At 65.9% G+C, this 21762-nt stretch carries 25 protein-coding genes; 14 read left to right on the top strand and 11 right to left on the bottom strand.

The genetic code is table 11. From position 1 onward, the window contains the following. The first annotated feature begins 12 nt into the window (after positions 1-12). Positions 13-1260 (top strand): geranylgeranyl reductase family protein, encoded by a 1248-nt coding sequence (locus ASG84_RS01175; protein ID WP_082520717.1) that lies wholly within the window; start codon positions 13-15, stop codon positions 1258-1260. Between the two features lie 6 nt (positions 1261-1266). On the opposite strand, the gene ASG84_RS01170 is transcribed toward ASG84_RS01175, so the two are convergent. From ASG84_RS01170 to ASG84_RS01155, 4 genes are all read right to left on the bottom strand, one after another. Next, positions 1267-1962, bottom strand: coding sequence for a demethylmenaquinone methyltransferase (locus ASG84_RS01170; RefSeq protein ID WP_082520716.1), 696 nt, complete (start codon positions 1960-1962; stop codon positions 1267-1269). A gap of 14 nt (positions 1963-1976) precedes the next feature. After that, positions 1977-3116, bottom strand: a complete 1140-nt coding sequence (locus ASG84_RS01165; RefSeq protein WP_200936474.1) for a glycosyltransferase family 4 protein — start codon at positions 3114-3116, stop codon at positions 1977-1979. Positions 3117-3179: 63 nt separating this feature from the next. Further along, complete coding sequence (locus ASG84_RS01160) at positions 3180-3605, bottom strand: glutaredoxin domain-containing protein (RefSeq protein WP_057475212.1); 426 nt, start codon at positions 3603-3605, stop codon at positions 3180-3182. Further along, positions 3598-4059: a hypothetical protein gene (locus tag ASG84_RS01155; RefSeq protein WP_057475211.1), complete on the bottom strand. Its 462-nt coding sequence runs from the start codon at positions 4057-4059 to the stop codon at positions 3598-3600. Before ASG84_RS01155 ends, ASG84_RS01160 begins: the two co-directional genes overlap by 8 nt. A 54-nt stretch (positions 4060-4113) precedes the next feature. Here ASG84_RS01155 and ASG84_RS01150 point away from each other — a divergent pair, with 54 nt between their 5' ends. Next, positions 4114-4617 carry a DUF2505 domain-containing protein gene (locus tag ASG84_RS01150; protein WP_057475210.1) on the top strand — a complete coding sequence of 168 codons (504 nt, stop codon included), beginning with the start codon at positions 4114-4116 and terminating at the stop codon, positions 4615-4617. Here the strand turns inward: ASG84_RS01150 and menD are convergent. Beyond that, positions 4614-6224, bottom strand: coding sequence for a 2-succinyl-5-enolpyruvyl-6-hydroxy-3-cyclohexene-1-carboxylic-acid synthase (gene menD, locus ASG84_RS01145; RefSeq protein ID WP_057475209.1), 1611 nt, complete (start codon positions 6222-6224; stop codon positions 4614-4616). The two genes, ASG84_RS01150 and menD, sit on opposite strands and share 4 nt — an antisense overlap. A gap of 62 nt (positions 6225-6286) precedes the next feature. On the opposite strand from menD, the gene ASG84_RS01140 reads away from it, so the two are divergent. From ASG84_RS01140 to ASG84_RS01125, 4 genes are read left to right on the top strand one after another with little or no spacing between them, the layout of a single operon-like run. Then, positions 6287-6874 (top strand): flavin reductase family protein, encoded by a 588-nt coding sequence (locus ASG84_RS01140; RefSeq protein ID WP_057475208.1) that lies wholly within the window; start codon positions 6287-6289, stop codon positions 6872-6874. Then, positions 6871-7938 (top strand): AbrB family transcriptional regulator, encoded by a 1068-nt coding sequence (locus tag ASG84_RS01135; protein WP_057475207.1) that lies wholly within the window; start codon positions 6871-6873, stop codon positions 7936-7938. The genes ASG84_RS01140 and ASG84_RS01135 overlap by 4 nt, the downstream gene beginning before the upstream one ends. Positions 7939-7986: 48 nt before the next feature. Continuing rightward, positions 7987-8916 (top strand): siderophore-interacting protein, encoded by a 930-nt coding sequence (locus ASG84_RS01130; protein WP_057475206.1) that lies wholly within the window; start codon positions 7987-7989, stop codon positions 8914-8916. A 22-nt stretch (positions 8917-8938) separates the two neighbouring features. Next, the gene (locus ASG84_RS01125; RefSeq protein WP_057475205.1) at positions 8939-10336 is read left to right on the top strand and encodes a DUF2252 domain-containing protein; all 1398 of its coding nucleotides are present in this window, start codon (positions 8939-8941) and stop codon (positions 10334-10336) included. 51 nt (positions 10337-10387) lie between these two features. On the opposite strand, the gene ASG84_RS01120 is transcribed toward ASG84_RS01125, so the two are convergent. The 3 genes from ASG84_RS01120 to ASG84_RS01110 are packed head-to-tail and all read right to left on the bottom strand — an operon-like array spanning position 10388 to position 12495. Then, positions 10388-10831 (bottom strand): DUF6918 family protein, encoded by a 444-nt coding sequence (locus ASG84_RS01120; protein WP_057475204.1) that lies wholly within the window; start codon positions 10829-10831, stop codon positions 10388-10390. A 51-nt stretch (positions 10832-10882) separates the two neighbouring features. Further along, positions 10883-11854, bottom strand: coding sequence for an o-succinylbenzoate synthase (locus ASG84_RS01115; RefSeq protein WP_057475203.1), 972 nt, complete (start codon positions 11852-11854; stop codon positions 10883-10885). Further along, entirely contained in the window at positions 11851-12495 is a 645-nt protein-coding gene (locus ASG84_RS01110; protein WP_057475202.1) for a PaaI family thioesterase, read from the bottom strand. The genes ASG84_RS01115 and ASG84_RS01110 overlap by 4 nt, the downstream gene beginning before the upstream one ends. 68 nt (positions 12496-12563) lie before the next feature. Between ASG84_RS01110 and ASG84_RS01105 the strand changes: the two genes are divergently transcribed. The 3 genes from ASG84_RS01105 to ASG84_RS01095 are packed head-to-tail and all read left to right on the top strand — an operon-like array spanning position 12564 to position 14972. Then, positions 12564-13457, top strand: coding sequence for a 1,4-dihydroxy-2-naphthoyl-CoA synthase (locus tag ASG84_RS01105; protein WP_057475201.1), 894 nt, complete (start codon positions 12564-12566; stop codon positions 13455-13457). Between the two features lie 7 nt (positions 13458-13464). Continuing rightward, positions 13465-14568: a GGDEF domain-containing protein gene (locus tag ASG84_RS01100; RefSeq protein ID WP_235581483.1), complete on the top strand. Its 1104-nt coding sequence runs from the start codon at positions 13465-13467 to the stop codon at positions 14566-14568. 23 nt (positions 14569-14591) lie between these two features. After that, positions 14592-14972, top strand: coding sequence for a VOC family protein (locus ASG84_RS01095; protein ID WP_057475200.1), 381 nt, complete (start codon positions 14592-14594; stop codon positions 14970-14972). Here the strand turns inward: ASG84_RS01095 and ASG84_RS01090 are convergent. Both ASG84_RS01090 and ASG84_RS01085 read right to left on the bottom strand, forming a co-directional pair. Continuing rightward, on the bottom strand, positions 14969-16252 hold the full coding sequence (locus ASG84_RS01090) for a sensor domain-containing phosphodiesterase (protein ID WP_057475199.1): 1284 nt from the start codon (positions 16250-16252) through the stop codon (positions 14969-14971). The genes ASG84_RS01095 and ASG84_RS01090 overlap by 4 nt on opposite strands. A gap of 105 nt (positions 16253-16357) precedes the next feature. Continuing rightward, on the bottom strand, positions 16358-17692 hold the full coding sequence (locus ASG84_RS01085; RefSeq protein WP_235581482.1) for a hypothetical protein: 1335 nt from the start codon (positions 17690-17692) through the stop codon (positions 16358-16360). Positions 17693-17895: 203 nt separating this feature from the next. On the opposite strand from ASG84_RS01085, the gene ASG84_RS01080 reads away from it, so the two are divergent. The 5 genes from ASG84_RS01080 to menE are packed head-to-tail and all read left to right on the top strand — an operon-like array spanning position 17896 to position 21170. Beyond that, positions 17896-19068, top strand: a complete 1173-nt coding sequence (locus ASG84_RS01080) for an inorganic phosphate transporter (protein ID WP_057475198.1) — start codon at positions 17896-17898, stop codon at positions 19066-19068. Positions 19069-19073: 5 nt separating this feature from the next. Then, entirely contained in the window at positions 19074-19358 is a 285-nt protein-coding gene (locus ASG84_RS01075) for a hypothetical protein (RefSeq protein ID WP_057475197.1), read from the top strand. A 16-nt stretch (positions 19359-19374) separates the two neighbouring features. After that, entirely contained in the window at positions 19375-19704 is a 330-nt protein-coding gene (locus ASG84_RS01070; protein WP_057475196.1) for a DUF3349 domain-containing protein, read from the top strand. A 4-nt stretch (positions 19705-19708) separates the two neighbouring features. Further along, entirely contained in the window at positions 19709-20023 is a 315-nt protein-coding gene (locus tag ASG84_RS01065; RefSeq protein ID WP_032380420.1) for a DUF3349 domain-containing protein, read from the top strand. Positions 20024-20033: 10 nt separating this feature from the next. Beyond that, complete coding sequence (gene menE, locus ASG84_RS01060; RefSeq protein WP_057475195.1) at positions 20034-21170, top strand: o-succinylbenzoate--CoA ligase; 1137 nt, start codon at positions 20034-20036, stop codon at positions 21168-21170. Between the two features lie 112 nt (positions 21171-21282). Here menE and ASG84_RS01055 read toward each other — a convergent pair whose 3' ends face one another. Beyond that, positions 21283-21657, bottom strand: a complete 375-nt coding sequence (locus ASG84_RS01055) for a nuclear transport factor 2 family protein (protein WP_057475194.1) — start codon at positions 21655-21657, stop codon at positions 21283-21285. Positions 21658-21762 lie beyond the last annotated feature (105 nt).

The raw sequence follows: 21762 nt of genomic DNA, 5'->3' as shown, positions 1-21762 counted from the left end.
ATACTGGAGTGTGTGAGCACTCCCCCGCAGCCCCCTCCCACCTCGACCGACGTCCTGGTCGTGGGTGCGGGCCCAGCAGGATCGTCCGCAGCGGCATGGGCAGCGCGATCCGGCCGCGACGTCGTCCTCGTCGACGCAGCCGTCTTTCCTCGCGACAAGACCTGCGGCGATGGCCTGACGCCTCGCGCCGTCGCCGAACTCGATCAGCTCGGCCTCGGCGAATGGGTGCGTGGGAAAGCGCGCAATCGCGGTCTGCGCTTAAGCGGATTCGGCCAGGAACTGCAACTCGAGTGGCCGAGCAAATCCCTGCCGACCGTCGGAAGTGCCGTACCCAGAACCGAATTGGACGATCGCATTCGCGCTGTCGCCGTCGAATCCGGGGCAGTCATGGCCGAGGGCTCGAAGGCCGTTGCCGTCACCCGCGAGGACAACTCCGTCCGATCGGTGACTCTGCAGACCGCTACCGGCGCCCACGAGATCTCCTGCCGCACACTGATCGTCGCCGACGGCGTCCGCTCCACCCTGGGCAAACAACTCGGCCGGCAATGGCATCGGGACACCGCGTTCGGCGTCGCGGCTCGCGCATACATCACCTCGGGACGCAGCGACGACGAGTGGATCAGTTCGCACCTCGAATTACGTGACGCCGCAGGCACTCTCCAGCCTGGTTACGGCTGGGTCTTCCCACTCAACGACGGGAACATCAACATCGGCGTCGGCACGCTCGCCACCGCCACGAGACCGGCAACCGGCGCGTTACGGCCGCTGCTCGACCTCTACACCGAGCAGCGGCGTCCGGAATGGGCGTTGACAGGCGAGCTGCGGGCGGTGGCGTCGGCGCTGTTACCGATGGGCGGAGCGGTCTCCGGCGTCGCAGGCACCAACTGGGCCATCATCGGCGACGCCGCAGCGTGCGTGAACCCACTCAACGGCGAGGGCATCGACTACGGACTCGAAGGCGGCCGCATGGTCGTCGACCTGCTCGATCACCCCGACCTCACCGAGGCCTGGCCCACTCTGCTGCGCGAGCACTACGGACAGGCCTTCTCCATCGCGCGACGACTCGCCGGCCTGTTGACCGTGCCGAAATTCCTGCCCGCAGCGGGACCGGTGGGCATGCGCTCGCGGGCCCTGATGAAGGTCGCCGTCCGATGCATGGGCAACCTGATCACCGAAGCCGACAGCGACCTCGTAGCCCGCACCTGGCGGGCATCGGGAACCGGTTCACTGAAAATCGATTCCCGGCCGCCTTTTTCGTGAACCGTCCTACGGCCGAATTGCCTTGTGCAGCGCCACGATTCCGCCGGTCAGGTTGCGCCACTGCACGTCGGTCCAGCCGGCGTCGGTGATGCGCTGAGCCAACTGTTCCTGCGTGGGCCAGGCGCGGATCGACTCCGCGAGGTAGACGTAGGCATCGGGGTTACTACTCACGGTGCGAGCGACTTTCGGCAACGCCTTCATCAGGTACTCCATGTACACGGTGCGGAACGGGCCGAACACCGGAGTGGAGAATTCCGACACCACGAGGCGCCCACCCGGCTTGGTGACGCGGGCGATCTCGCGCAGCCCGGCATCGAAATCCGAGACGTTACGAAGACCGAACGAGATGGTGGCGGCATCGAAGCTCGCGTCGGCGTAGGGCAGTGCCATGGCATCACCGGCAACCATCGGCACGCCGCGTTGCAGCCCGGCTTGCAGCATGCCCTTGGAGAAGTCGGTGGCCACGCACCACGCTCCGCTGCGGCCGAGTTCGACCGTCGAAACGCCGGTGCCCGCGGCAAGGTCCAGTACTCGCTCACCCGGCTTCAGGTCCAGGGCTCGACGCGTCAGCTTGCGCCAACTGCGATCCTGCCCGAACGACAGAACCGTGTTGGTGATGTCGTATCGCCGAGCGACGCCGTCGAACATCGACGCCACCTCGTGGGGCTCTTTTGCCAGGGTTGCGCGTGATGTCTGGGCCACGAGGTCCAGACTACTCAAGCAATCTTTTGTATCCGGGGTGCTGTGATGCCTTGCACGTCGTAGTAGTGGGAGATCAGCTCGTCGCAGATGGCCGGCCAGGTGCGGTGTAGAACCGACTTGCGGGCGGCGTCGCCGAAACGGGCGCGGGTGACGGGTTCGGCGAGGGCTCCGACTGCGCTCGGCAGCAATTCGGTGAACTTGTCGACCGGCAGCAGATAGCCGTTGCGGCAGTGCGAGATCAGATCGCGCGGGCCGCCGGCGTCCGGTCCGATGACGGGCACTCCGCTGGCAAGTGCTTCCTGCACTGCCTGGCAGAAGGTTTCGTGTTCGCCTGGATGCACGAAGATGTCGAAGCTGGCGTAGGCCTGTGCGAGTTCGGCTCCGCCGAGTTGGCCGGTGAAGATGGCGTTCGGCATCAGCGCCTGCAAGGTTGCCGTGTCGGGTCCGCCGCCGACGATCACCAGCTGGATCGACGGATCCGTGGCCAGGACGGCAAGCCGCTCGACGTGCTTCTCGGGGGCGAGCCTGCCGACGAAGCCGACGATCAGTTTGTCTCCGGCTCCCCACTGGGTTCTGAGCGTCTGCGACTTGGCAGAGGGTGCGAAGCGGACCGCGTCCACTCCCCTGGCCCACCGATGGACGCGCGGGATGCCGTGCAGCTCCAGTGCATCGACGGCCGACGTCGACGGTGCCAGGGTGCGGGCCGCGCCGCGGTGCAGTCTCCTGGTCCAGCGCCACGCCGCCTTCGAGGTCAGGCCCAGGCCGTAACTCGCGGCGAAACCGGCGACATCGGTCTGGTAGACGGCAACTGCGGGCACGTCCAACCGGTTGGCGGCGGCCAGGCCGCCGGCTCCGAGCAGGAACGGCGAGGCCAGATGTACGACGTCGGGGGCGAATTCGCGCAAGGCCGAGACCATCCCGAGTCCGGGCACCCCGACGGGCAACGAGCTCACCTTCGGAACCATCACGGACGGCACCCGATACACCGGAACGTTGTCGTGCCACGTTTCGGCCTTCGGGCCGGACGGATTGTCCGGGGCGATGACGATGGCATCGTGCCCGGTCCTGTCGAGATGTTCGAGGACACGGATCACCGAGTGGGTGACGCCGTTCATGTTGGGTAAGAACGATTCCGCAACGATGGCTACTCGCACGGTCCTCAGTGTGGGCGGCCTCGCCGTCGACCAGGTATGGACAACGTTACGTGTGGGCCAACGTCACACGAATTGCGTGATCACCCACGACGGATCGGGGTTGGTGCGGTGCTCGGACGGGGCGAACACCGTCGGGACCGTCTCGTTGCCGTCGTTGACCGACCGGACCCGCGCTGCCGCTGCCGGATCCTGGCGGATGCTCGTCCACACTGCTTTCTTCCCGCGTAGCAGCAGAGCCAACCGCAGCCGCAGGCAGAAGATGCAGCCCGGCCGCCAGTAGATCAGCGGAACGGACCGGTCCGCGGCGAGCACGCGTGAAGCATCGTCCGGCAGAGAACGCGGATACAGCACCGGAGTCGTCAGAACGAGAAGGAACACCACGACAAGCACCATCACGACGATCGACGACGCGATGTTGCCGAAGTTCACCAACGCGAACCCGGCCACTGCGGCGAGAACGGCGATGACCCACTGCTTGGCATTACGCATATTCGGCCTCCTTACGCTGGGTCTCCTTGCGACGGAGCCAGAACAATACGGGCCCCGCGATGAGCCAGGTGACGACGATGACCGATCCTGCCGGGACGATGGCGACGGTGGCGTCACGGCCTGCAACCCGCACCAGCAGCTCGACGTCGTCGGGTTCGGCCTTGTAGTACTCGACCTCGATGCGTTGGCCCGCGACGAGGTTGGTGGGATACAGGACGCCGAGCGCCGGGTTGTGCGTCACGCCGTCCGGAGTGATGAAGCTGACGGCCGACCGCAACTTGCCAGCCGACAGCACCTCGGCGGTGGCGGTGCCCTTGTCGGAATCGATGGTGACGTCGTTTCGCCACGCTCCGACCACCAGCAACACCGCCAGCACCGAGATCGCGGTAGCGACCACGAGCACGATCAGCCGGGACCTGCGCAGGGTTCGGCTGCCTCGGGCTGTATCGGTCACTTCGACAGATTACTTCGCAGCCGATCGAGCTCGGCTCGGGTAGCGTCTGCTCTCATGTCTCGCAGCTTCGAACACACACTCCGCGCGTCCAATCCTCCCGCAGAAGTGCACGCAGCACTGACCAGTGAGGACCAGTGGATGGCGCGCTTCGCCAAGGCGAAGAAGACAGACGGGTACGAGCTGACCAAGCACGACGACGGCGGCCTGACGGTCGACATCTCCGAAGAGGTCGGCACCAACGAGCTCCCCGGATTCGTCACCAAGGTCATCAAGGGCAAGCTGATCGTCTCCCGCACCGATTACTGGGGTCCGCTCGAGGGCGACCACGCCGAGGGAACGCTGACCGGTAGCACCACCGGCCTTCCGGCGAAGATCACCGGCACGTTGTCACTGCAGCCCGACGGCACCGGCGCGAAGTTGATCATCGTGGGTGAATCGACGGTCAAGATCCCACTCGTCGGCGGCAAGATCGAGGACCTGATCAACAAGATGATCAAGGACATGATCGATCAGGAAACCGGCGAGACACTCGAATGGGTGGCGGCGCAACAGAGTTAGAGACGGGCGCGGATCGCCGCGTGCAGATCCCGCAATCCCGACCGCTCCGTGGTCACTTCCAACACCCTGATTCCCACGGCATGCGCGGTGAGTTCGGTTGCCAGCTCGGGTAATTCGACCAACCGATGCTCGACGCGATAGGCCCCGCACAACGCTCCGAGATCCATTCCGTGTGGCGTGCCGAATACTCGCTCGAACACGCCCGCATACTGCGGATCCCCCTGCTCGAGCAGCTCGAAGATGCCACCGCCGTCGTCGTTGGCGACGACGATCGTCAGATCGTCGGGACGCGGCTCGCCGGTTCCGATGAGCATGCCCGCCGCGTCGTGCAGAAACGTCAGGTCCCCGAGAAGCGCTATCGTGCGCCGCTTTCCGGCCATCGCGGCGCCGATCGCCGTCGAGACGGTGCCGTCGATGCCGGCAACGCCGCGGTTGGACAGAACCTTCACCCCCGGGATCGGAGTCGAGACCAGGGCCGCGTCGCGCACAGGGTTGGAGGCTCCGAGCACCAGCTGATCGCCGGGCTGCAGCGCGGACATCACGACGTCGGCCACGTGCAGCCCCGTCGGCTTGGGATGCTCTCGGAGTTGTTCGTGCACAGCCTTTTCAGCGCGCTCGGACAGCGCAGCGCAGCGGGCGATCCAGGCGGGATCGGGCGCACCGGTGGTGATCGCTCGCGTGCCGGTGGCCAGCACGTTGCCCGAGACGTCGGGCCAACGCGGACCGGTGGTGAGCGCGATGACGTCGACGGCGGGGTCGGCCAGCAGCGCCGAGACCTGGCGGTGCAGTGTCGGGCGTCCGGTGATGACGGCCTGACGCGGTTTCAACTGCGCCAGAGCCAAGGGGTGCAACGCAATTCCGTGCAGCGGCGCGGTCGGCTCGGCGACGGTCGGCAAGCCGGCGAGCTCCGGACGGACGCCGCCGCCGTGTCCGGAGACGACCACGGTGTCGATCGTCAGGTCCAGCTCGACCGGCACGTCCAGCGTCGCCTGGGTGGTCGTCGTCCACGGCATCCCGTCCGGACGCCCTTCGGGCCGCGCCCCCGGATCGCCGAGGGCAGGAACCAGGGGTTCACGCAGTGGAATATCGAAGTGCACGGGTCCGGCGTTGCCCGAGCGTGCGCCGCGCGCAGCAGCGATGACTCGCGAGACCGCGCTGCGCCACTGACTGTTCTGTTTCGGCTCCTCTTCGGCCAGCCCGAGGCTGATGGTTGCGCGAACCTGGGATCCGAAGAGGCCGAGCTGCTCGATGGTCTGGTTGGCTCCGGTGCCGAGCATCTCGTAGGGCCGGTTGGCACTGATGACGATCAGCGGGATGCGGGCGTAGTTCGCTTCGAGTACGGCGGGCCCGAGGTTTGCCACCGCCGTTCCCGACGTCATCACCACCGGTACGGGTTGGCCGCTACCCAGGCTCAGTCCGATGGCCAGAAATCCGGCGGTCCGTTCGTCGATCCGCATGTGCAATCGCAGACGTCCGGCCGCATCGGCTTCCTGCAACGCGAACGCCAACGGGGCGTTGCGCGAGCCGGGGCACAGCACGACGTCTTCGATGCCGCTGCGCGCCAGTTCGTCGACGACAGCAGTGGCCTGAGCGGTGGACGGATTCACAGTTTCCAGAGTGTCAGATGCTCCGGTCGGCCGCCGCAACCGGGCTTTGACAGTATTGAGAGGTGCGTACAGTCTTTCGACCCGAAGAGGTCACCCCACGTCGCTTCTACCAGCTGCTGACTGCGTCGGTAGTGCCCAGGCCCATCGCGTGGGTGTCCACCGTCTCCGCCGACGGTGTGGCGAACCTCGCGCCCTACAGCTTCTTCACGGTCTCCTCGGTGGAGCCGCCGGTCGTGCAGTTCACGTCGGTGAGCCGCAAGGACAGTCTGCGCAACATCGAGGCCACCGGCGAGTTCGTCGTCAATCTGGCGACGGCACCGTTGGTCGATCAGGTCAACGACAGCTCGGCGAGCTTCGATCACGGTGTCAGCGAGTTCGAGGCGGTCGGCATCGAGAGCGAACCCAGTGCGATCGTGACGCCGCCGCGCGTGGCGGCCGCACCGATCGCCATCGAAGCGACGCTGCATCGCGTCGTCGAGGTGGGAAACTGTTTCGTCGTCATGGGCACCGTCGTCGCGCTGTCGGTACGCCCCGAATTCCTCGCCGAGGACGGACTCCCCGAGTTCGAGACCATTGCCCCGCTCAGTCGCCTCGGCCGCACCGAGTGGGGATTGCCGCCCGAGGTTCGTGAGATCGAGCGACCTTCTTGATTCGCTGGCTGCTGCTGATAGCCGTCACGGTCGGACTGACCGTCGGAGCCGATGCGCTCGGTGTGCCGTCGGCGGCACTGTTCGTTGCGCTGTTGGTGGCCATCGTGTTCGCACTCGCCGGTTGGGCTCCGACGACGGGCACCGAGCGGGCACCCCTACCGCGTCGACTCGGGATGGCGGCGCAGGCGATACTCGGCGTCGAGATCGGAACGCTCGTACAGCGCGAGACCCTGAGCTCGCTGGGTGACACATGGCTACCGGTGCTGCTGGCGTGCATCGGCACCCTACTGTTGTCGATCGCGGCAGGAGCGCTGCTCGGACTTCGCAAAGACATCGATTCGCTGACCGGTTCGCTGGCGCTCGTCGCGGGAGGCGCGTCGGGACTGGTGGCGATCACGCAGGAGCTCGGCGGCGACGAACGAGTCGTCGCCGTGGTGCAGTACCTGCGCGTCGTACTGGTGACGACCACGTTGCCGCTGGTTGCGACCCTGGTGTTCGACGCCCAGCCCGGACAGTCGTCGGTCACCGCCGACGTTCACGAAGCACTGTGGATCGATCTCGCCTTCGTCCTGATCTGCGGCGTCATCGGTGTGCTGCTCGCCAAGGTGATCCGGCTGCCCGCCCCCGCCCTGCTCGGCCCGCTGATCATGGCCACGCTCGCCGACGTGCTCGGCGTCTCGTTCGACGCATCCGTTCCGACGCTGTTGCTGTGGGCGGCGTACATCGTCATCGGCTGGCAGGCCGGACTGCGCTTCACCGTAGCCAGCCTCAAGTCGATCTCGCGCGTCCTGCCCGCATCGCTGATGTTGATCATCGCCGTCACGGTCGGCTGCGCGATGCTCGGATTGTGGTTGGCGTCGGCAACCGGGACGAGCGGGTACGAGGGCTACCTCGCGACCACTCCGGGCGGCGTCTACGCAGTACTCGCCATCGCGGCCTCGACCGGCGCGAACGTGACATTCGTCGTGGCTGCCCAGGTCATCCGAGTCTTCATGATGTTGTTCGCAGTACCCGTCGGAGCCAAGGTGGTTCAGCGGTACCGGCGCGGCCGGCCCGACCGATAGAAATCGACGCAGCCCCACCGCTACTTAGGGTCGGCTAACCTTTGCGGCATGAGCAAGTACCTCAAGCCGAACAAGCCCGCTTATTATCGCCTGACCGTGCTGGGGAGCGAGCGACTCAGCCCCAGTTTCATCCGGGTCACCCTCGGCAGCGAGTCACTGTCAGAGTTTTGCTACATGGGCTACGACCACTGGTTCCGCCTGTTCCTACCGCAGCCGGGCCAGAACGAGCCGCGCATCCCCAGCGCTACTTCGATGCTCATGTACGCCCAATATCTGACGTTCTCCAAGGACACCAGGCCGGTGGTTCGGAATTACACCGTCAGCGACTTCCGACCGGCCGGGCAGGGCAGGCATGGGGACGGTGCCGAGCTGGACATCGACTTCGTCGTGCACGGGAGTGGAGCCGGCGGAACGACCCATGAATACGGGAGTGGAGCCGGCGGAACGACCCATGAGAGCGGGAGTGAAGCCGGCGGAACGACCCATGAGAGCGGGAGTGGAGACGCGCAGGCAGGTCCGGCGTCGACGTGGGCTCAAAACGCCGCTCCAGGCGATCACGTCGCGATCTTCGACGAAGGGCGCATCTACACCTTCGAGCGCCGATCCAACTGGCAGTTGCTCGTCGGCGACGAGAGCGCGGCCCCGGCAATTCTCGGCATTCTGCGGTCGTTGCCGGAGGATGCTCGGGTCAGAGCGTTCATCGAAGTGCCCAGCGAGGCCGACATCCAGAAGCAGGACCTGCAGGCAGGCGTCGAGATCGAATGGATCGTGCGTCCCAACGCCCTGGCCAAGCCGGGCGAGGCTGCATTGGCCGCGGTGCAGAAAGCCGAGCTTCCGGACGGCGATCCCGTCGTCTACGTGGCGGGTGAACAGGCACTGGCCACAGGACTGCGCCGGTACCTGGTGAACGAGCGTTCCGTGCCCAAGTCGCAGATCTGCTTCACCGGATACTGGAAGTTCGGTAAGGCTGCCCCGTAGCGCTGGATTAGTGTGATCTCACATGTCCGGCTCCGGAAAAGGTCACACCGTCGTCACCGACTCGGCAGGAGTCGACAGCGCACCGTACGCGTCGCTGCGCGCTCGGCCGCTCCCCCGTGCCGAACGGTACGAACTGGGTCGACGGCTACGCGAGAAGGTCCCGATCGCCTCGCTCGGGGAGTGGGCAGCGCCGCCGGATCGCCCCGACCCGGTCAAACAGATCGAGTACTCGCACCAGGGCCGAATCGAATGGTTGATCCCCACCCGTCTCGAGCGGATGGTCGAATCCCCCTACGGATTTCTGCGCGGAACAGCCATCGTCATGGCTCGGGACGTCGCGATGCTGCCCTCGACCGGAATCAATCCGGTGATCAGCGGCGACGCCCACCTCGGCAACTTCGGCTTCTACGCCTCCCCCGAACGTGACCTCGTCATCGACCTCAACGATTTCGACGAGGCACATCCGGGAGCCTGGGAGTGGGATCTCCGACGCCTCGCCGCCAGCATCTGGGTGGCCGGGCGGCAGAACGGACGCAGCGAGGATCAGTGTCGCGATGCCGTCACCGCCTGTGTGTCCTCGTATCGCATCGAGGTGGCCAGGCTGGCGGACGAGCCGCTGATGTCGCGCTCGTTCCAGCGTCTGACGGCAGAGAAATTGCAACGGGACGCCACTGCCGGATCGTTGCGCAAGGAGATCAAGCGCGCCACCAAGAAAGCGCGTCGACGCACCAGCGATCGCGTGCTACCTCGATTCACCGAGGAGCACGAGGGCACGCGCAGGATCGTCGAGGAGCCGCCGATCACCACCCGTATCTCGGCGAAGGACGAAGAGCTGCTCGCCGTCGGGCTGGACGAGTACCTGCTCACCCTCACCCCGCATTGGCGTCGGGTGCTGGGGGGATACACGTTGATCGACGTCGCGCATCGCGTCGTCGGGGTGGGAAGTGTCGGGCTTCGGGCGTACGTGGCGCTACTCGAGGGCACCAGCGAGGACGATGTGGTGTTCCTGCAGCTCAAGCAGGCCAGGCGGTCGGTGCTCGCACCGTACGTGCACGGCGAGTCTGCGTGGCACGACCACCAGGGACAACGCGTCGTGGAGTATCAACAGGATCTGCAGACGGTGAGCGATCCGCTGCTGGGCTGGACCACCATCGCCGGCCGGCAGTACTACGTGCGGCAGTTCCGCAACATGAAGGGGACGATCGATCTCTCGTCGATCGATGCGCCGGCCCTGGTGGACTACGCACGGGTGGTGGGGCGGCTCCTGGCCAAGGGACATGCCCGCACCAGCGGCGCGTCGATGATCTCGGGATACACCGGCGATTCCGATGAACTCGACGTCGCTCTGGGCCGATTCGCGCGACTGTATGCCGATCAAACCGAGGCCGATTGGGAGCGGTTGAGCGCTACGCGCATGTGAGCAGAAATTCGTAGCAGGCTACGAATTTCTGCTCACATGCGGCGAAGCCGCTCAGGCGTGCTTGGCGACCAGGTCACCCACGCGCGGCAGTGCCTCGGTGACGTTCTTCTTCGCCGAGCCACGCAGGCTGCCGTAGAACTTCTTGACGACGGACTTGTCGGTTTCCTCGATACGCGCATCGGTGACCGAGAGCAGGGCGTCGGATGCGGCGTCGCCGTTGGCGGCGAGGTACTGACCGAACGTGCCCTGCGGGGCGGCGTTGTACGACTGCCAGAACGGGTCGAGCTTGTCGACGAAATCGGGCCACAGGGCAGAGACCGCGCTGTCGATGTACGACGGCCCGACCTTCTTCACTGCGCCGTATCCCCCCTTGACCGCGAGCCCGCTCGCGCCCTTCTTGTCCGCAACCTCGGCGTCGATCAGCGCCAGGACATCGACGCGCAGCGCGTCGGCCTTCGACTCGTCGAGCAGCGAATCCTTCAGTGCAGCAACCACTTCGAAGTTCCTCCCAGATATTCAGCGGTCCCACGCGGACCGGGCGCAAGACTACCGCAGAAGGGCGTGACAGCGCCGAACTCGATCGATCCACCACTGTGTGCGCTCGGCGTCGGCACCGAGTTCGATCAGGGCCTGCGCATCCGGTTCGGCGCTCCCGACCGGATACGTTCCGTCGACCACGTCCAGTGCCGGGGCGACGTCACGGACGAACAGACTGCCCGTCCCCAACCCGCATGCAAATTCGAGATGCGGAATTGCAGCGGCTGCGGCCAACCCGGCCGAGATGCCGACCGCAGAATCGAGTGCACTCGACACCACCACCGGCACGCCGTACTCCGCCAACTCGCCTGCCAGTTCGAGCACTGCCCGCATCCCGCCGAGCGGAGCGACCTTCACTACCGCGATGTCGGCCCCGCCTGCTCGTACGACCTTCATCGGGTCCTCGGCTCGGCGGATGCTCTCGTCGGCGGCCACCCGTACCCCCGGTGTCCGACGCCGCAGTTCGACGAGCTCGGCAACGGTGGCGCACGGTTGCTCGGCGTACTCCAGCGGGCCGTCGGCCGTCAGGGCCGCCAGCGCCGTCACCGCCTCGTCGACGGTCCAGCCGCCGTTGGCGTCGATTCGGACCCGCGGCACCAGCTCACGCACCGCGCGGACGCGAGCGACGTCGTCGGCCAGGGTCTGACCTTTCTCGGCCACCTTCACCTTCGCCGTCTCGGCCCCGGGAGACCGACTCAGCACCGACGCCACGTCGGCGGCCGGCACCGCAGGAACCGTTGCGTTCACCGGGATACGTCGACGCAGCGGGCTCGGCGGTCCCTCCCATGCAGCCTCGATTGCCGAGGCCAACCACGGAGCCGATTCGCCGTCGTCGTATTCGGTGAACGGCGAGAACTCACCCCACCCGGCGGGCCCCCGGATCAACATCACCTCACGCGTGGTGATGCCGCGGAATTTCGTCCGCATCGGCATCGAGAGCACGTGTGCGCCGTCGAGCAGGTCGTCGACCGCCGGGATCATTGCTGCCCCGGAAGCAACTGCACCATCAACGCTTCACAGTCGGCCAGGAGGTTGCCGTCCAGATCGGTGAGCCGGGCGTTGATGAACGTCTTACGTCCTTCCACCCTGTCCACCGCGCCTTCGACGACCAGCTCGGTGTTCAGTGGAGTCACCTTGCGATAGTTGATGTGCAGGTACGCCGTCCGGCTGATGGGCCTGCCGTAGGCGTGCTGGATCAGGCCGAAGAGGTCGTCGAACAGCAGAGGCAGCGTGCCACCGTGCGCGGCGGAGTTACCACCGAGATGGAAGCGCCGGAACATGCCCCGGCTGCGGACGCCGTCGGCGTCGATCTTCTCGATGATCCAGGGCATCAGCAACAGCGAGCCTCGTCCCGGCAGACGCGGAACTCGCCCGGCCGTCTGACGGCCTTCGGCAACCACGTGCGGAGTCATCAGCTCGATCAATTCTCGGGCTTTGCCTGCGGCCGCCTCGGCGACCTCGGCCGGCAGCGAGGTGGACACCGCGAGGTCCTGCACCGTGCGCAAGGCCTCGAGCAGCTGCCCGTACTCCGGGCCCACCTTCGCCGGCACGAAACGCGGGAAGCCGCCGTGATGGTCGTAATCGGGGTCGGATTCTCGGTCGAGCTCGATCGGATCGGTCATGACCTGCACGCTAGCTGCACCGACCGGTCGGCACGGATGCCACCCCGACCACCGTTAAGCTGACGACCGTGACCTTCACTCCCGAGCTGTGGCTCCCCGTTCCCGGTTTCGAAGATCTGACCGACGTCACCTATCACCGACACGTGTCCGACGCGACCGTGCGAGTTGCGTTCGATCGTCCCGAGATCCGCAACGCGTTTCGGCCGCACACCGTCGACGAGTTGTACCGCACGCTCGAGCACGCGCGGGTGAGCTCCGACGTGGGCACGGTGCTGCTCACCGGAAACGGGCCGAGCAGCAAGGACGGCGGCTGGGCCTTCTGCTCCGGCGGAGATCAACGCATCCGTGGACGCAGTGGCTACCAGTATGCGGACGGTGAAACGGCCGAGACCGTGGACAAGGCTCGCGCCGGGCGCCTGCACATTCTGGAAGTGCAGCGGCTGATCAGATTCATGCCGAAGGTCGTCATCTGTCTGGTCAACGGCTGGGCAGCGGGCGGCGGCCACAGCCTGCACGTGGTGTGCGATCTGACGCTGGCGAGCCGCGAGCATGCTCGGTTCAAGCAGACCGACGCCGATGTCGGCAGCTTCGACGGTGGCTACGGCAGTGCGTACCTGGCCAAGATGGTCGGCCAGAAGTTCGCCCGAGAGATCTTCTTCCTCGGCGAGACGTACTCGGCCGAGGAGATGCATCGCATGGGCGCCGTGAACAAGGTCGTCGATCACGCCGAACTCGAGAACACGGCCATCGAATGGGCCGCGAAGATCAACGCCAAATCGCCGCAGGCGCAGCGGATGCTGAAGTACGCATTCAACCTCCAGGACGACGGCCTGGTGGGCCAGCAGCTGTTCGCCGGTGAAGCGACTCGCCTGGCGTACATGACCGACGAGGCCGTCGAGGGACGCGATGCGTTCCTCGAAAAGCGCGAGCCCGACTGGTCGCCGTTCCCTCGTTACTTCTGACCTGCTCGTGAACTCGCCAGGCGGCTCTCGGAACGCGCTCGTACGGTGGTTTCTGCAGCCGTTCGACTACGCCTGGATGGCGGATTTCCAGAACTCGCGTCCCACCGGCCGGGCCATCCGTTGGGTGATGGCCGTCCTGACGCTGAACTACGGCGCTCTTGCGGTGGTGTCTCTGTTCTCCGTCGACACCTCGCGGAGCGTCGTGGCAATCGGCTGGAAAGCCGTCCTGCTCGTCATGGTCGTGGTGGTCGCAGCCGCGTGGATCACCAAGCCGTTCCCCGGCCGATTCGGAGTGGTGGCGTTCGCCGTCTTCGCCGACCTGGGCACGGCCTCCACTCTCCTGATCAATCCGCTCGCGGACGCGGTACTCACCTGCGCGCTGTTCGCCGTGATCGGCACCTTCTGCACGTTCTTCCTCAGCCCGCGCTGGCTGGTGGCCCACTTGTTCTTCGCTGTGGTCTGCACTGTCGTGGCCGCAGCGGCGACCTACGGCAACACCGAGGTGGACATCGCATCATTGATCTTCCGGACCAACGTGGTGCTGTTGGTCATTGCCGGGGTTCCGCTGACCTCGCACCTGCTGGTGACCGTCCTGACCGATGACGCTCGAAGTTCGTTGCTCGATCCACTCACCGGGCTGCTCAATCGGCGCGGACTCGATGCGGCAGTAGACGACGTGTGGCAGCTCGGACGGGAACAGGATCGATGCGTGGCGGTGCTGGTGGTGGACATCGACCGCTTCAAATCCATCAACGACCAGTACGGGCACGAGGAAGGAGACGCGGTCATCGTGCGCGTCGCCGAGCGGCTCGGTACCCATCTCGGCGAGTACGGGGTGCTCGCCCGCACCGGCGGTGAGGAGTACCTCGCGGTGGTCTCGACGTCTCGATTGCACGTCGACGCCCTCATCCACGGGGTCCGGCGAGCCTTGCGCGACCCGACCGACACCGTCTCGGTGACCATCAGCATCGGGGCCGCCATCGTGTACTGGGATTCGACGGTGTGGGATCAGGACGGCGACATCGTCACGCGCGCAACACGGGTGGCGGACTCGATGATGTACGAGGCCAAAGCTGCGGGCGGCGATCGGGTGATGAAGAGCGTGCTGTAACAGGACCGTGGTATCCATGCGGGGTGGACATCCTCGCCTCTCGGACAATTCTGCGGCCGGCCGACTACCGGAAGACCCTCGAGTTCTATCGCGATGGCCTCTCCCTTGCCGTGTTTCGGGAGTATCCCGGCGGCACGGTGTTGTTCGCGGGACAGGGTTTGCTCGAGATCGCGTCGCATCATCGCGGCGACGGGCCAGGAACGTTTGCCGGCGCGCTGTGGCTGCAGGTACGCGACATCGAGTCGGCAACAGAAGAATTGGAAGCAGCGGGGATCCCGATCGTGCGCGAGGCGCGAACGGAGCCGTGGGGCCTGATCGAAATGTGGATCGAGGATCCGGACGGGATTTCGATCGTGCTGGTTCAGATCCCGCAGGATCATCCGCTCCGACGCGACAACCGCTAACTACTGCCGGCGCTGTCGGCGATCGTCCGCAGTACCGACTGCGCCGACTGCGGCCGCGACCACAGATACCCCTGTGCCAGGGTGCACCCGAGTTCGAGTGCAGCGTCGGCCTGTTCGCGGCTTTCGATGCCCTCGACGATCATCGTCAGATCGAGGTCCTTCGCGACTCCGGCCAACGACCTGATCATCGCCCGCCCGGCGACGGTATCGACGAACCGCGTCAGGTGACCGTCGATCTTGATCCCGTCGGGCTGCAATGTCACCAACCGTTCGAGCGAGGACCAGCCCGAACCGAAATCGTCGAGCAGTACGCGGAAGCCCAACGCGTGCACGTCGTCGATGTGCCTACGCAGCAGCGGCCCCGGTGTCACGGCGGTGGTTTCGGTGAGCTCGAGCGAGATCGACGACGGGGACACCCCGGACGACGCGATGGCGCGTTCGAGGTGGATGACGCCGTCGGGGTGGGCGAGGTGGCGTCCCGAAATGTTGACCGTCAGTCGAAGGTCAGGACGATGGACGTGCCACTTCTTCATTTCGGCCGCGGCCTGGGTGAGCACACTGAGGTCGACATCGATGATCAGTTCGCTGGCCTCGGCGAACGGGACGAAATCCGCCGGCACCACCAGCCCGCGCGTGGGGTGGTGCCAGCGCGCCAACGCCTCGAAACCGACGATCTCCTCGGTTCGCATATCCACGATCGACTGGAACCAGGGCACGATGTGACCGTCGGCGATGGAGTCGGCGATGTCGTTGTCGCTGCCCAGCCGAATGACGCCGGATCCGACGCGGCGATGCAGATCGAGTTGCTCCTCGAGCACCGACGCGAACTGTTCGAGTTCCTGCATCTGCTCACCCGAGAGTGATCGCGGCGTGCGATCGAGCAAGCACAGGGTGCCGATGACCAGGCCTTCTCGGCCTCGCAACGGAACGGATGCGTACGACGCGATGCCGTTGTCGTCGAGGATGGCGCGTTGCCGGGTGGTGGCGTGCACGCGCCCGTGCGCGACGACCGCGGGCTCCCCGGTGCGCACCACGTCGTCGCACAGCGTGTCGGCCCGCTCGACGGTGGACACGGGCGGTCCGCCGACGTTGACCAGCGTGTACTGGGTGTTTTCGTCGAGCACGTTGAGCTGGGCGATCGCGAATCCGACGCTGCGAGCGGCGAATTCGACCGTCGAACGCAGCGCGGGAGTGGTTGCCTCGACATCGAGATATCGGCGAGCGGAGTCGCTCTGTCGGCGAGACTGGGAGCGCGCGGTGTCCGCGACCTCACCGTCCACCGGCTTCTCCTCACCCAAGACGACCGGGCCCGTTCTGGAACCGGATACAGGTGAGCTTAACCGGGCGAGTTCGGCAGATTCGACCGATAGCCCAACACCGAGTGGTCACAACGACGGATAACGGGTGTGCAGAAGCCGGTGCCGCAGCACCGCAGCGGCGAGCCGCTTGCCTTCCTCCGTTGCGATCGATCCGGCGGTCTGCGACCCGGACGTGCGATCGCTTTCCGAGAATTCGACTGCTCCGAGTGCACTCAGCTCGGCCACCAGCGTCCTCGCCAAGGGCTCGGCGTGCTCGGGAGCCGGGGTCTCGCCCGCGTGGGTCCATCCCTCGGCGCGCAACAGTCTCGCCAGATCGTCGGCGCTGGTCTCCACATCGGCGACGTCCTGACCGACGATCATGCGAGCAAGAATCACCTCGGCGGCGATCGTGTCCGGGTGATATCCGGTGCCGACGATGCCGCCGGTGAGCACGCGCCACAGCCCGTCGGAGCTCAGCTGCCGGGTGCGGGCGGTGGGCACCAATCGCCCGGCCGAACGACGCAGCAGACGCACCCGCATGAGGAGGCGTCGGAGCACGAGAACTTTCTCGGTGTCGAGTTCACGTCCGACATGGGAGGGACGCTCGTTCGGGGGGAAAACGGTGGATGCGATGGTTGCCACGAGCTCGTCCGGCAGGTACCCGGCATCGGTCAGCGCGACACCCTCGCCGATGCATCCGATGAAGTTCTCCAGCCTGCGCACACAGCCGTACATCGGTTCGACGGCATCGTGCAGCGCGTCGCGCAGCCCCAGATAGAGCTCTGCGCGCGGTGCGCTGTAACTGCTCCAGAGTTCGATGCGGTGGTCGAGAAGTTGTTCCAGCAGAACGGCTTCGGAGTGGTCCCTCCCGCGATCGGAGGTCAACACCGCGTCGGTGACTCCGCGTCGTCGCATGGCCCGCGCGTTGGCACCGAGTGGTCTACCACCCGGCCTGGACGGCTCGAACTCGCCGGCGATCGTCGCCACTTCCAGTGTCTCGCCGATTTTTTCGACGATGACACGTTCGATGCCGGTGGGGGCGTCCTGCCACGTGACAAGTTCGGTGTCGAGGGCACCGATGCCCGACTGTTCGGTGGCCGCGCGATACTTCTGCAACCAGGCAGCGTCGTCGACAGTTCGGACGAGTTCCTCGGTCACCGCACTGCGGGCGATATCCGCATATCCGACGCGGCCGAGGCGGTCGAGCAACTCGCCGAGTGCGCGGGCAATGTCGACGCCGCGATCGGGACCTTCTGCGGCATGCCGCAGATAGACCCAGAGAAAGGACTGCACAGAATGTTGAGTGGGGCCCGCTGGCGGAGACACACCGATCAGACCGTCCCACCCCAAACGCGCATCGGCAGCAAGCGCGGGATCGACGGAATCGAAATACGACAGAGCGGCCGACACTGCGTCGTCCATGCCCGATCCCTTCACGGTTTCCACTGTTCCACAACGGGTCGATTCGAGGCGACGACCACCGTGTGTCGGGCGGCACAGGGAAATTGGACATATAAGGCAAATAGGTGAACGGTAGGTGAACTGCGGGCGACTTTACGGCACCCAAGAAGAACACTTCGCAAGAAATTTCCACGACAGACCGTTTGTGTCCCACACTTTCCACCGTGAGCGCTGAATTTCTCGTACTTCTCGTGGTGGTCGTGACGGCACTGGCCTTCGACTTCACCAACGGTTTCCACGACACCGCCAACGCCATGGCGACGTCGATCGCAACGGGGGCATTGAAGCCCAAGGTCGCGGTCACCCTGTCTGCCGTCCTCAACCTGGTCGGTGCCTTCCTGTCCGTAGAGGTGGCTGCCACCGTCGCGAAAGGCATCGTCAACCTCGGCGACACCGGCGGCCAGGACCTGCTGACCATCATCTTCGCCGGCCTTGTCGGCGGCATCCTGTGGAACCTCGCCACCTGGCTGCTCGGCATCCCGTCGAGCAGCTCGCACGCACTGTTCGGCGGCCTCATCGGTGCCACCATGGCGGGCCTGGGAACCAGCGGCGTCGTGTGGGACGGGGTGTGGAGCAAGATCGTGTTGCCCGCCGTGCTGGCCCCCATCGTCGCCGGCCTCGTAGCCACCGTCGGCACCTGGATCATCTACCGCATCACCAACGCAGTTCCCGAGAAGTCCAAGGAACGCGGATTCCGCTGGGGCCAGATCGGTTCGGCCTCGCTCGTCTCGCTCGCACACGGCACCAACGACGCCCAGAAGACGATGGGCGTGATCTTCCTGGCACTCGTCGCCTACGGCACCGTCTCGCCCGACGCCGAAATGCCCCTGTGGGTCAAGGTCACCTGTGCGCTCGCCATCGCGTTGGGCACCTACCTCGGCGGCTGGCGCGTCATCCGCACTCTGGGCAAGGGCCTGGTGGAGATCGCATCTCCACAGGGCATGGCCGCCGAGTCCTCCTCTGCAGCAATCATTCTCACCTCCAGCCACCTCGGCCTCCCGCTCTCGACCACCCAGGTTGCCACCGGTTCGATCCTCGGATCGGGACTCGGCAAGCCCGGTGCCGCCGTGCGGTGGAACGTCGCAGGCCGGATGGCCGTCGCCTGGGTCATCACTCTGCCGCTCGCCGGAGTGGTCGGCGCTGCGTGCTGGCTGCTCGCACACACGATCGGCGGTCTACCCGGCGTCCTCGTGGTCTTTGCCATCCTCGTCGGCCTGGCCACCGTCATGTACATCCGCTCGCGCCGCGAGCCCGTCGATCCGAACAACGTGAACGCCGAGTGGGACGGCGGACTCGTCCCTGCCGCCACCGAAGCCGACTCCCCCGCGAAGGTCTGAACACCATGGAAACCCTGAAGCACACACTTGATTCGCTCTGGCAGGTCGTTCTCGTCGGACTCCTGCTCGGTGCCGGACTGCCCGCGATCTTCGCGTTCGGACTCAAAGCGCTCTCGGTCGGTGACGTTGCCGATGACGCCGCGCCGGGGACCACCCGGGTGGCGCGCCCCGCAGTCGCCACCGCCGCGGCCGTCCTCTGCTTCGCAGTAGTGGTCGTCGCGATCGTGGCCGGAATCCTCTTCATCATGAAGAACTTCCTCGACAGCACCTTCGGCATCTCCGTCTTCTGAGAAGGGTTCAACTCTCATGACCGACTCCACCAAGACCGCTTTTCCGGCCTCGGTGCTCGAATGGCTCCGAGCCGGATACCCCGAGGGCGTTCCGCCCAAGGACCGCTTCCCGCTCGTCGCACTTCTGCGTCGCGCCGCACTCACCGACGCTCAGGTGCAGGAGATCGTCCTCGATCTGGTATCTCCCGCCACTGGCGCGCTCGACGACGGTGCCATTTCGACCGACGAGATCGCCACCTACATCCGCGGACAGATCGACGCCGAGCCGACAGCCGAGGACATCACTCGTGTCTCGGCGCGGTTGGCCGCCGGTGGTTGGCCGCTCGCGGATCCGGCGGCCCTGTAAGGCCATGTCGGTCCCGTCGTTCCTCCACTCGATCGTCGGGTGGCTTCGCGGCGGGTATCCCGACGGGGTACCCGAAGCGGATTACGTTCCCCTCCTTGCTCTTCTGAATCGGCGACTGTCCGACGACGAAGTGCAGTCGGTGATGGATGCCCTCATCGCCGACGGCCAACTGCCCGCCGACAAAGCAGGTATTTCCGTCACCATCACCAAGGTCACCAACGAGATGCCGCGGGAAGAGGACGTCAACCGGGTACGCGCGAACCTCGCCGCCGGTGGCTGGCCCCTGGCCGACCCGTTCACGCTCCGCCGCGAGGACTAACCTCGCACCTGTGCTCGAGAGCGTTCCCATCCCTACCGGACCGGCCGCGGCAGACATCCTGCCGCGGCTGAGCCGTGTGCTGGCCGGTGACGGACCGGCCCTACTTCCTGTTCCCGCCGACGATCCACGCGAGATCCGACGCCTACACGACGCGTTGGCACCCGGCACACCTATCGAGGACGGCGTCGCACTGGTCGTCGCAACGTCCGGCACGACGGGAATACCCAAGGGAGCCATGCTGTCTGCGTCTGCTCTGGTCGCGTCGGCGACGGCCACCGAGGAGCGACTCGGCGGGCCGGGCTCGTGGCTGCTGGCGCTGCCTGCACACCACATCGCCGGAATGCAGGTCTTGTTGCGGAGCGTGCTCGCCGGAACGTCGCCGGTGATCATGGATGTGTCCCACGGTTTCGATCCGGCCGCGTTGATCGAGGCCGTGGGACGGATGTCGGGCCCCCTGCGCTACACATCCCTGGTTCCCGGCCAGTTGGTGAAGGCATTCGAGAACCCCGAGGCTGTGGCTGCGTTGTCGTCTCTCGATGCCGTTCTGCTCGGTGGGGCGGCAACGCCAATCCCTCTGCGCGAGAGAGCTTTTGCAGAGGGTATTCGATTGGTGCGCACCTACGGGATGAGTGAGACCGCCGGTGGCTGTGTGTACGACGGGGTTCCCCTGCGCGAGACGGTGGTACGCATCGACGACGGCCGGGTCGTGTTGGGCGGAAGAACCCTGGCCTCGGGATATCGTGGATTACCCGATCACCCGGCGTTCGCCGAGCCCGGCTGGTTCCGCACCGACGACGCGGGAACCATGGTCGACGGGGTTCTGAGCATTACCGGCCGACTCGACGAGGCCATCTCGACCGGTGGCCTGACCGTCGTACCGCAGGTTGTCGAAGCAGCACTGGCCACGCATCCCGCAGTCCGAGAGTGCGCCGTCGTCGGGTTGCCGGACGAACGCCTCGGCCAGAGAGTGGTGGTCGCTGTGGTCGCCTCTACGCCGGTCACGTTGGCGGAGTTGCGTTCTCACGTCGCATCGTCGTTGGACGTCACGGCCGCGCCACGTGAGTTGTTTCTGGTCGAATCACTGCCGACCCGAGGCCCGGGAAAACTGAATCGAGCAGAATTGCGGGCTGTGCTGGGGAAGCGTTGAGGGGGCCGCCGCTCGGCTCGTTCGGGCGCAAACGCGAGCGCGTTTGTCAGGTGCGCGCGAGATAGTCGGCGAACCCGCGCGCGTTCGGCAAACGCGCTCGCGTTTGCGGCGGTCAGTTCAGCGGCGTGCCCTGGTGGTGTATCAATTCCCATCCCGATGCCGTGCGTCGCCACAGCGACGTTCGACGCGCTCGCTTGCCCAATGTTTGCGAAATCCATTGCACAAGAACGAAATCGGCACTGATTGCTCGACCACTCAGTTCGAGCACCTCGATCTCCACAGAATCTTCTCTGCTCAGTAGGTCGAGGATCGACGTCTTGTCCCATACCGCGCCCGAGGCTCCCACTTCGGTGAAGTCGTCGGCGAGCAGACTGACCAGCCGCCCGGGGTTCCGTCGACATTCTGGGGTCTGCAACTCTCGCTCGAGCGCCAGAACAGTCGCAAGATCGGGGTCGAACTCGGTACGACCGGCGTCGTTGGGCAACATGAGTCACTGTCTCACGCACAAACGCCAGCGCATTCGCCAGGCGCGCGCGAGATAGTCGGCGAACCCGCGCACGTCCGGCAAACGCGCTCGCGTTTGCACTCGACC

The sequence above is a fragment of the Rhodococcus sp. Leaf278 genome, from assembly GCF_001426085.1.
Lineage (GTDB): Bacteria > Actinomycetota > Actinomycetes > Mycobacteriales > Mycobacteriaceae > Rhodococcoides.
The sequence above is the reverse complement of the archived record's forward strand: the minus strand, read 5'-3'. Positions and strand labels throughout refer to the sequence as shown.

Coding starts and splice junctions, on each gene's coding strand:
- ASG84_RS01150 (WP_057475210.1), top strand. CDS start 4,114: ATGTCTCGCAGCTTCGAACACACACTCCGCGCGTCCAATCCTCCCGCA.
- ASG84_RS01075 (WP_057475197.1), top strand. CDS start 19,074: ATGGAAACCCTGAAGCACACACTTGATTCGCTCTGGCAGGTCGTTCTC.
- ASG84_RS01070 (WP_057475196.1), top strand. CDS start 19,375: ATGACCGACTCCACCAAGACCGCTTTTCCGGCCTCGGTGCTCGAATGG.
- ASG84_RS01130 (WP_057475206.1), top strand. CDS start 7,987: ATGAGCAAGTACCTCAAGCCGAACAAGCCCGCTTATTATCGCCTGACC.
- ASG84_RS01125 (WP_057475205.1), top strand. CDS start 8,939: ATGTCCGGCTCCGGAAAAGGTCACACCGTCGTCACCGACTCGGCAGGA.
- ASG84_RS01085 (WP_235581482.1), bottom strand. CDS start 17,692: ATGGACGACGCAGTGTCGGCCGCTCTGTCGTATTTCGATTCCGTCGAT.
- ASG84_RS01065 (WP_032380420.1), top strand. CDS start 19,709: ATGTCGGTCCCGTCGTTCCTCCACTCGATCGTCGGGTGGCTTCGCGGC.
- ASG84_RS01055 (WP_057475194.1), bottom strand. CDS start 21,657: ATGTTGCCCAACGACGCCGGTCGTACCGAGTTCGACCCCGATCTTGCG.
- ASG84_RS01115 (WP_057475203.1), bottom strand. CDS start 11,854: ATGATCCCGGCGGTCGACGACCTGCTCGACGGCGCACACGTGCTCTCG.
- ASG84_RS01160 (WP_057475212.1), bottom strand. CDS start 3,605: ATGCGTAATGCCAAGCAGTGGGTCATCGCCGTTCTCGCCGCAGTGGCC.
- ASG84_RS01110 (WP_057475202.1), bottom strand. CDS start 12,495: ATGACCGATCCGATCGAGCTCGACCGAGAATCCGACCCCGATTACGAC.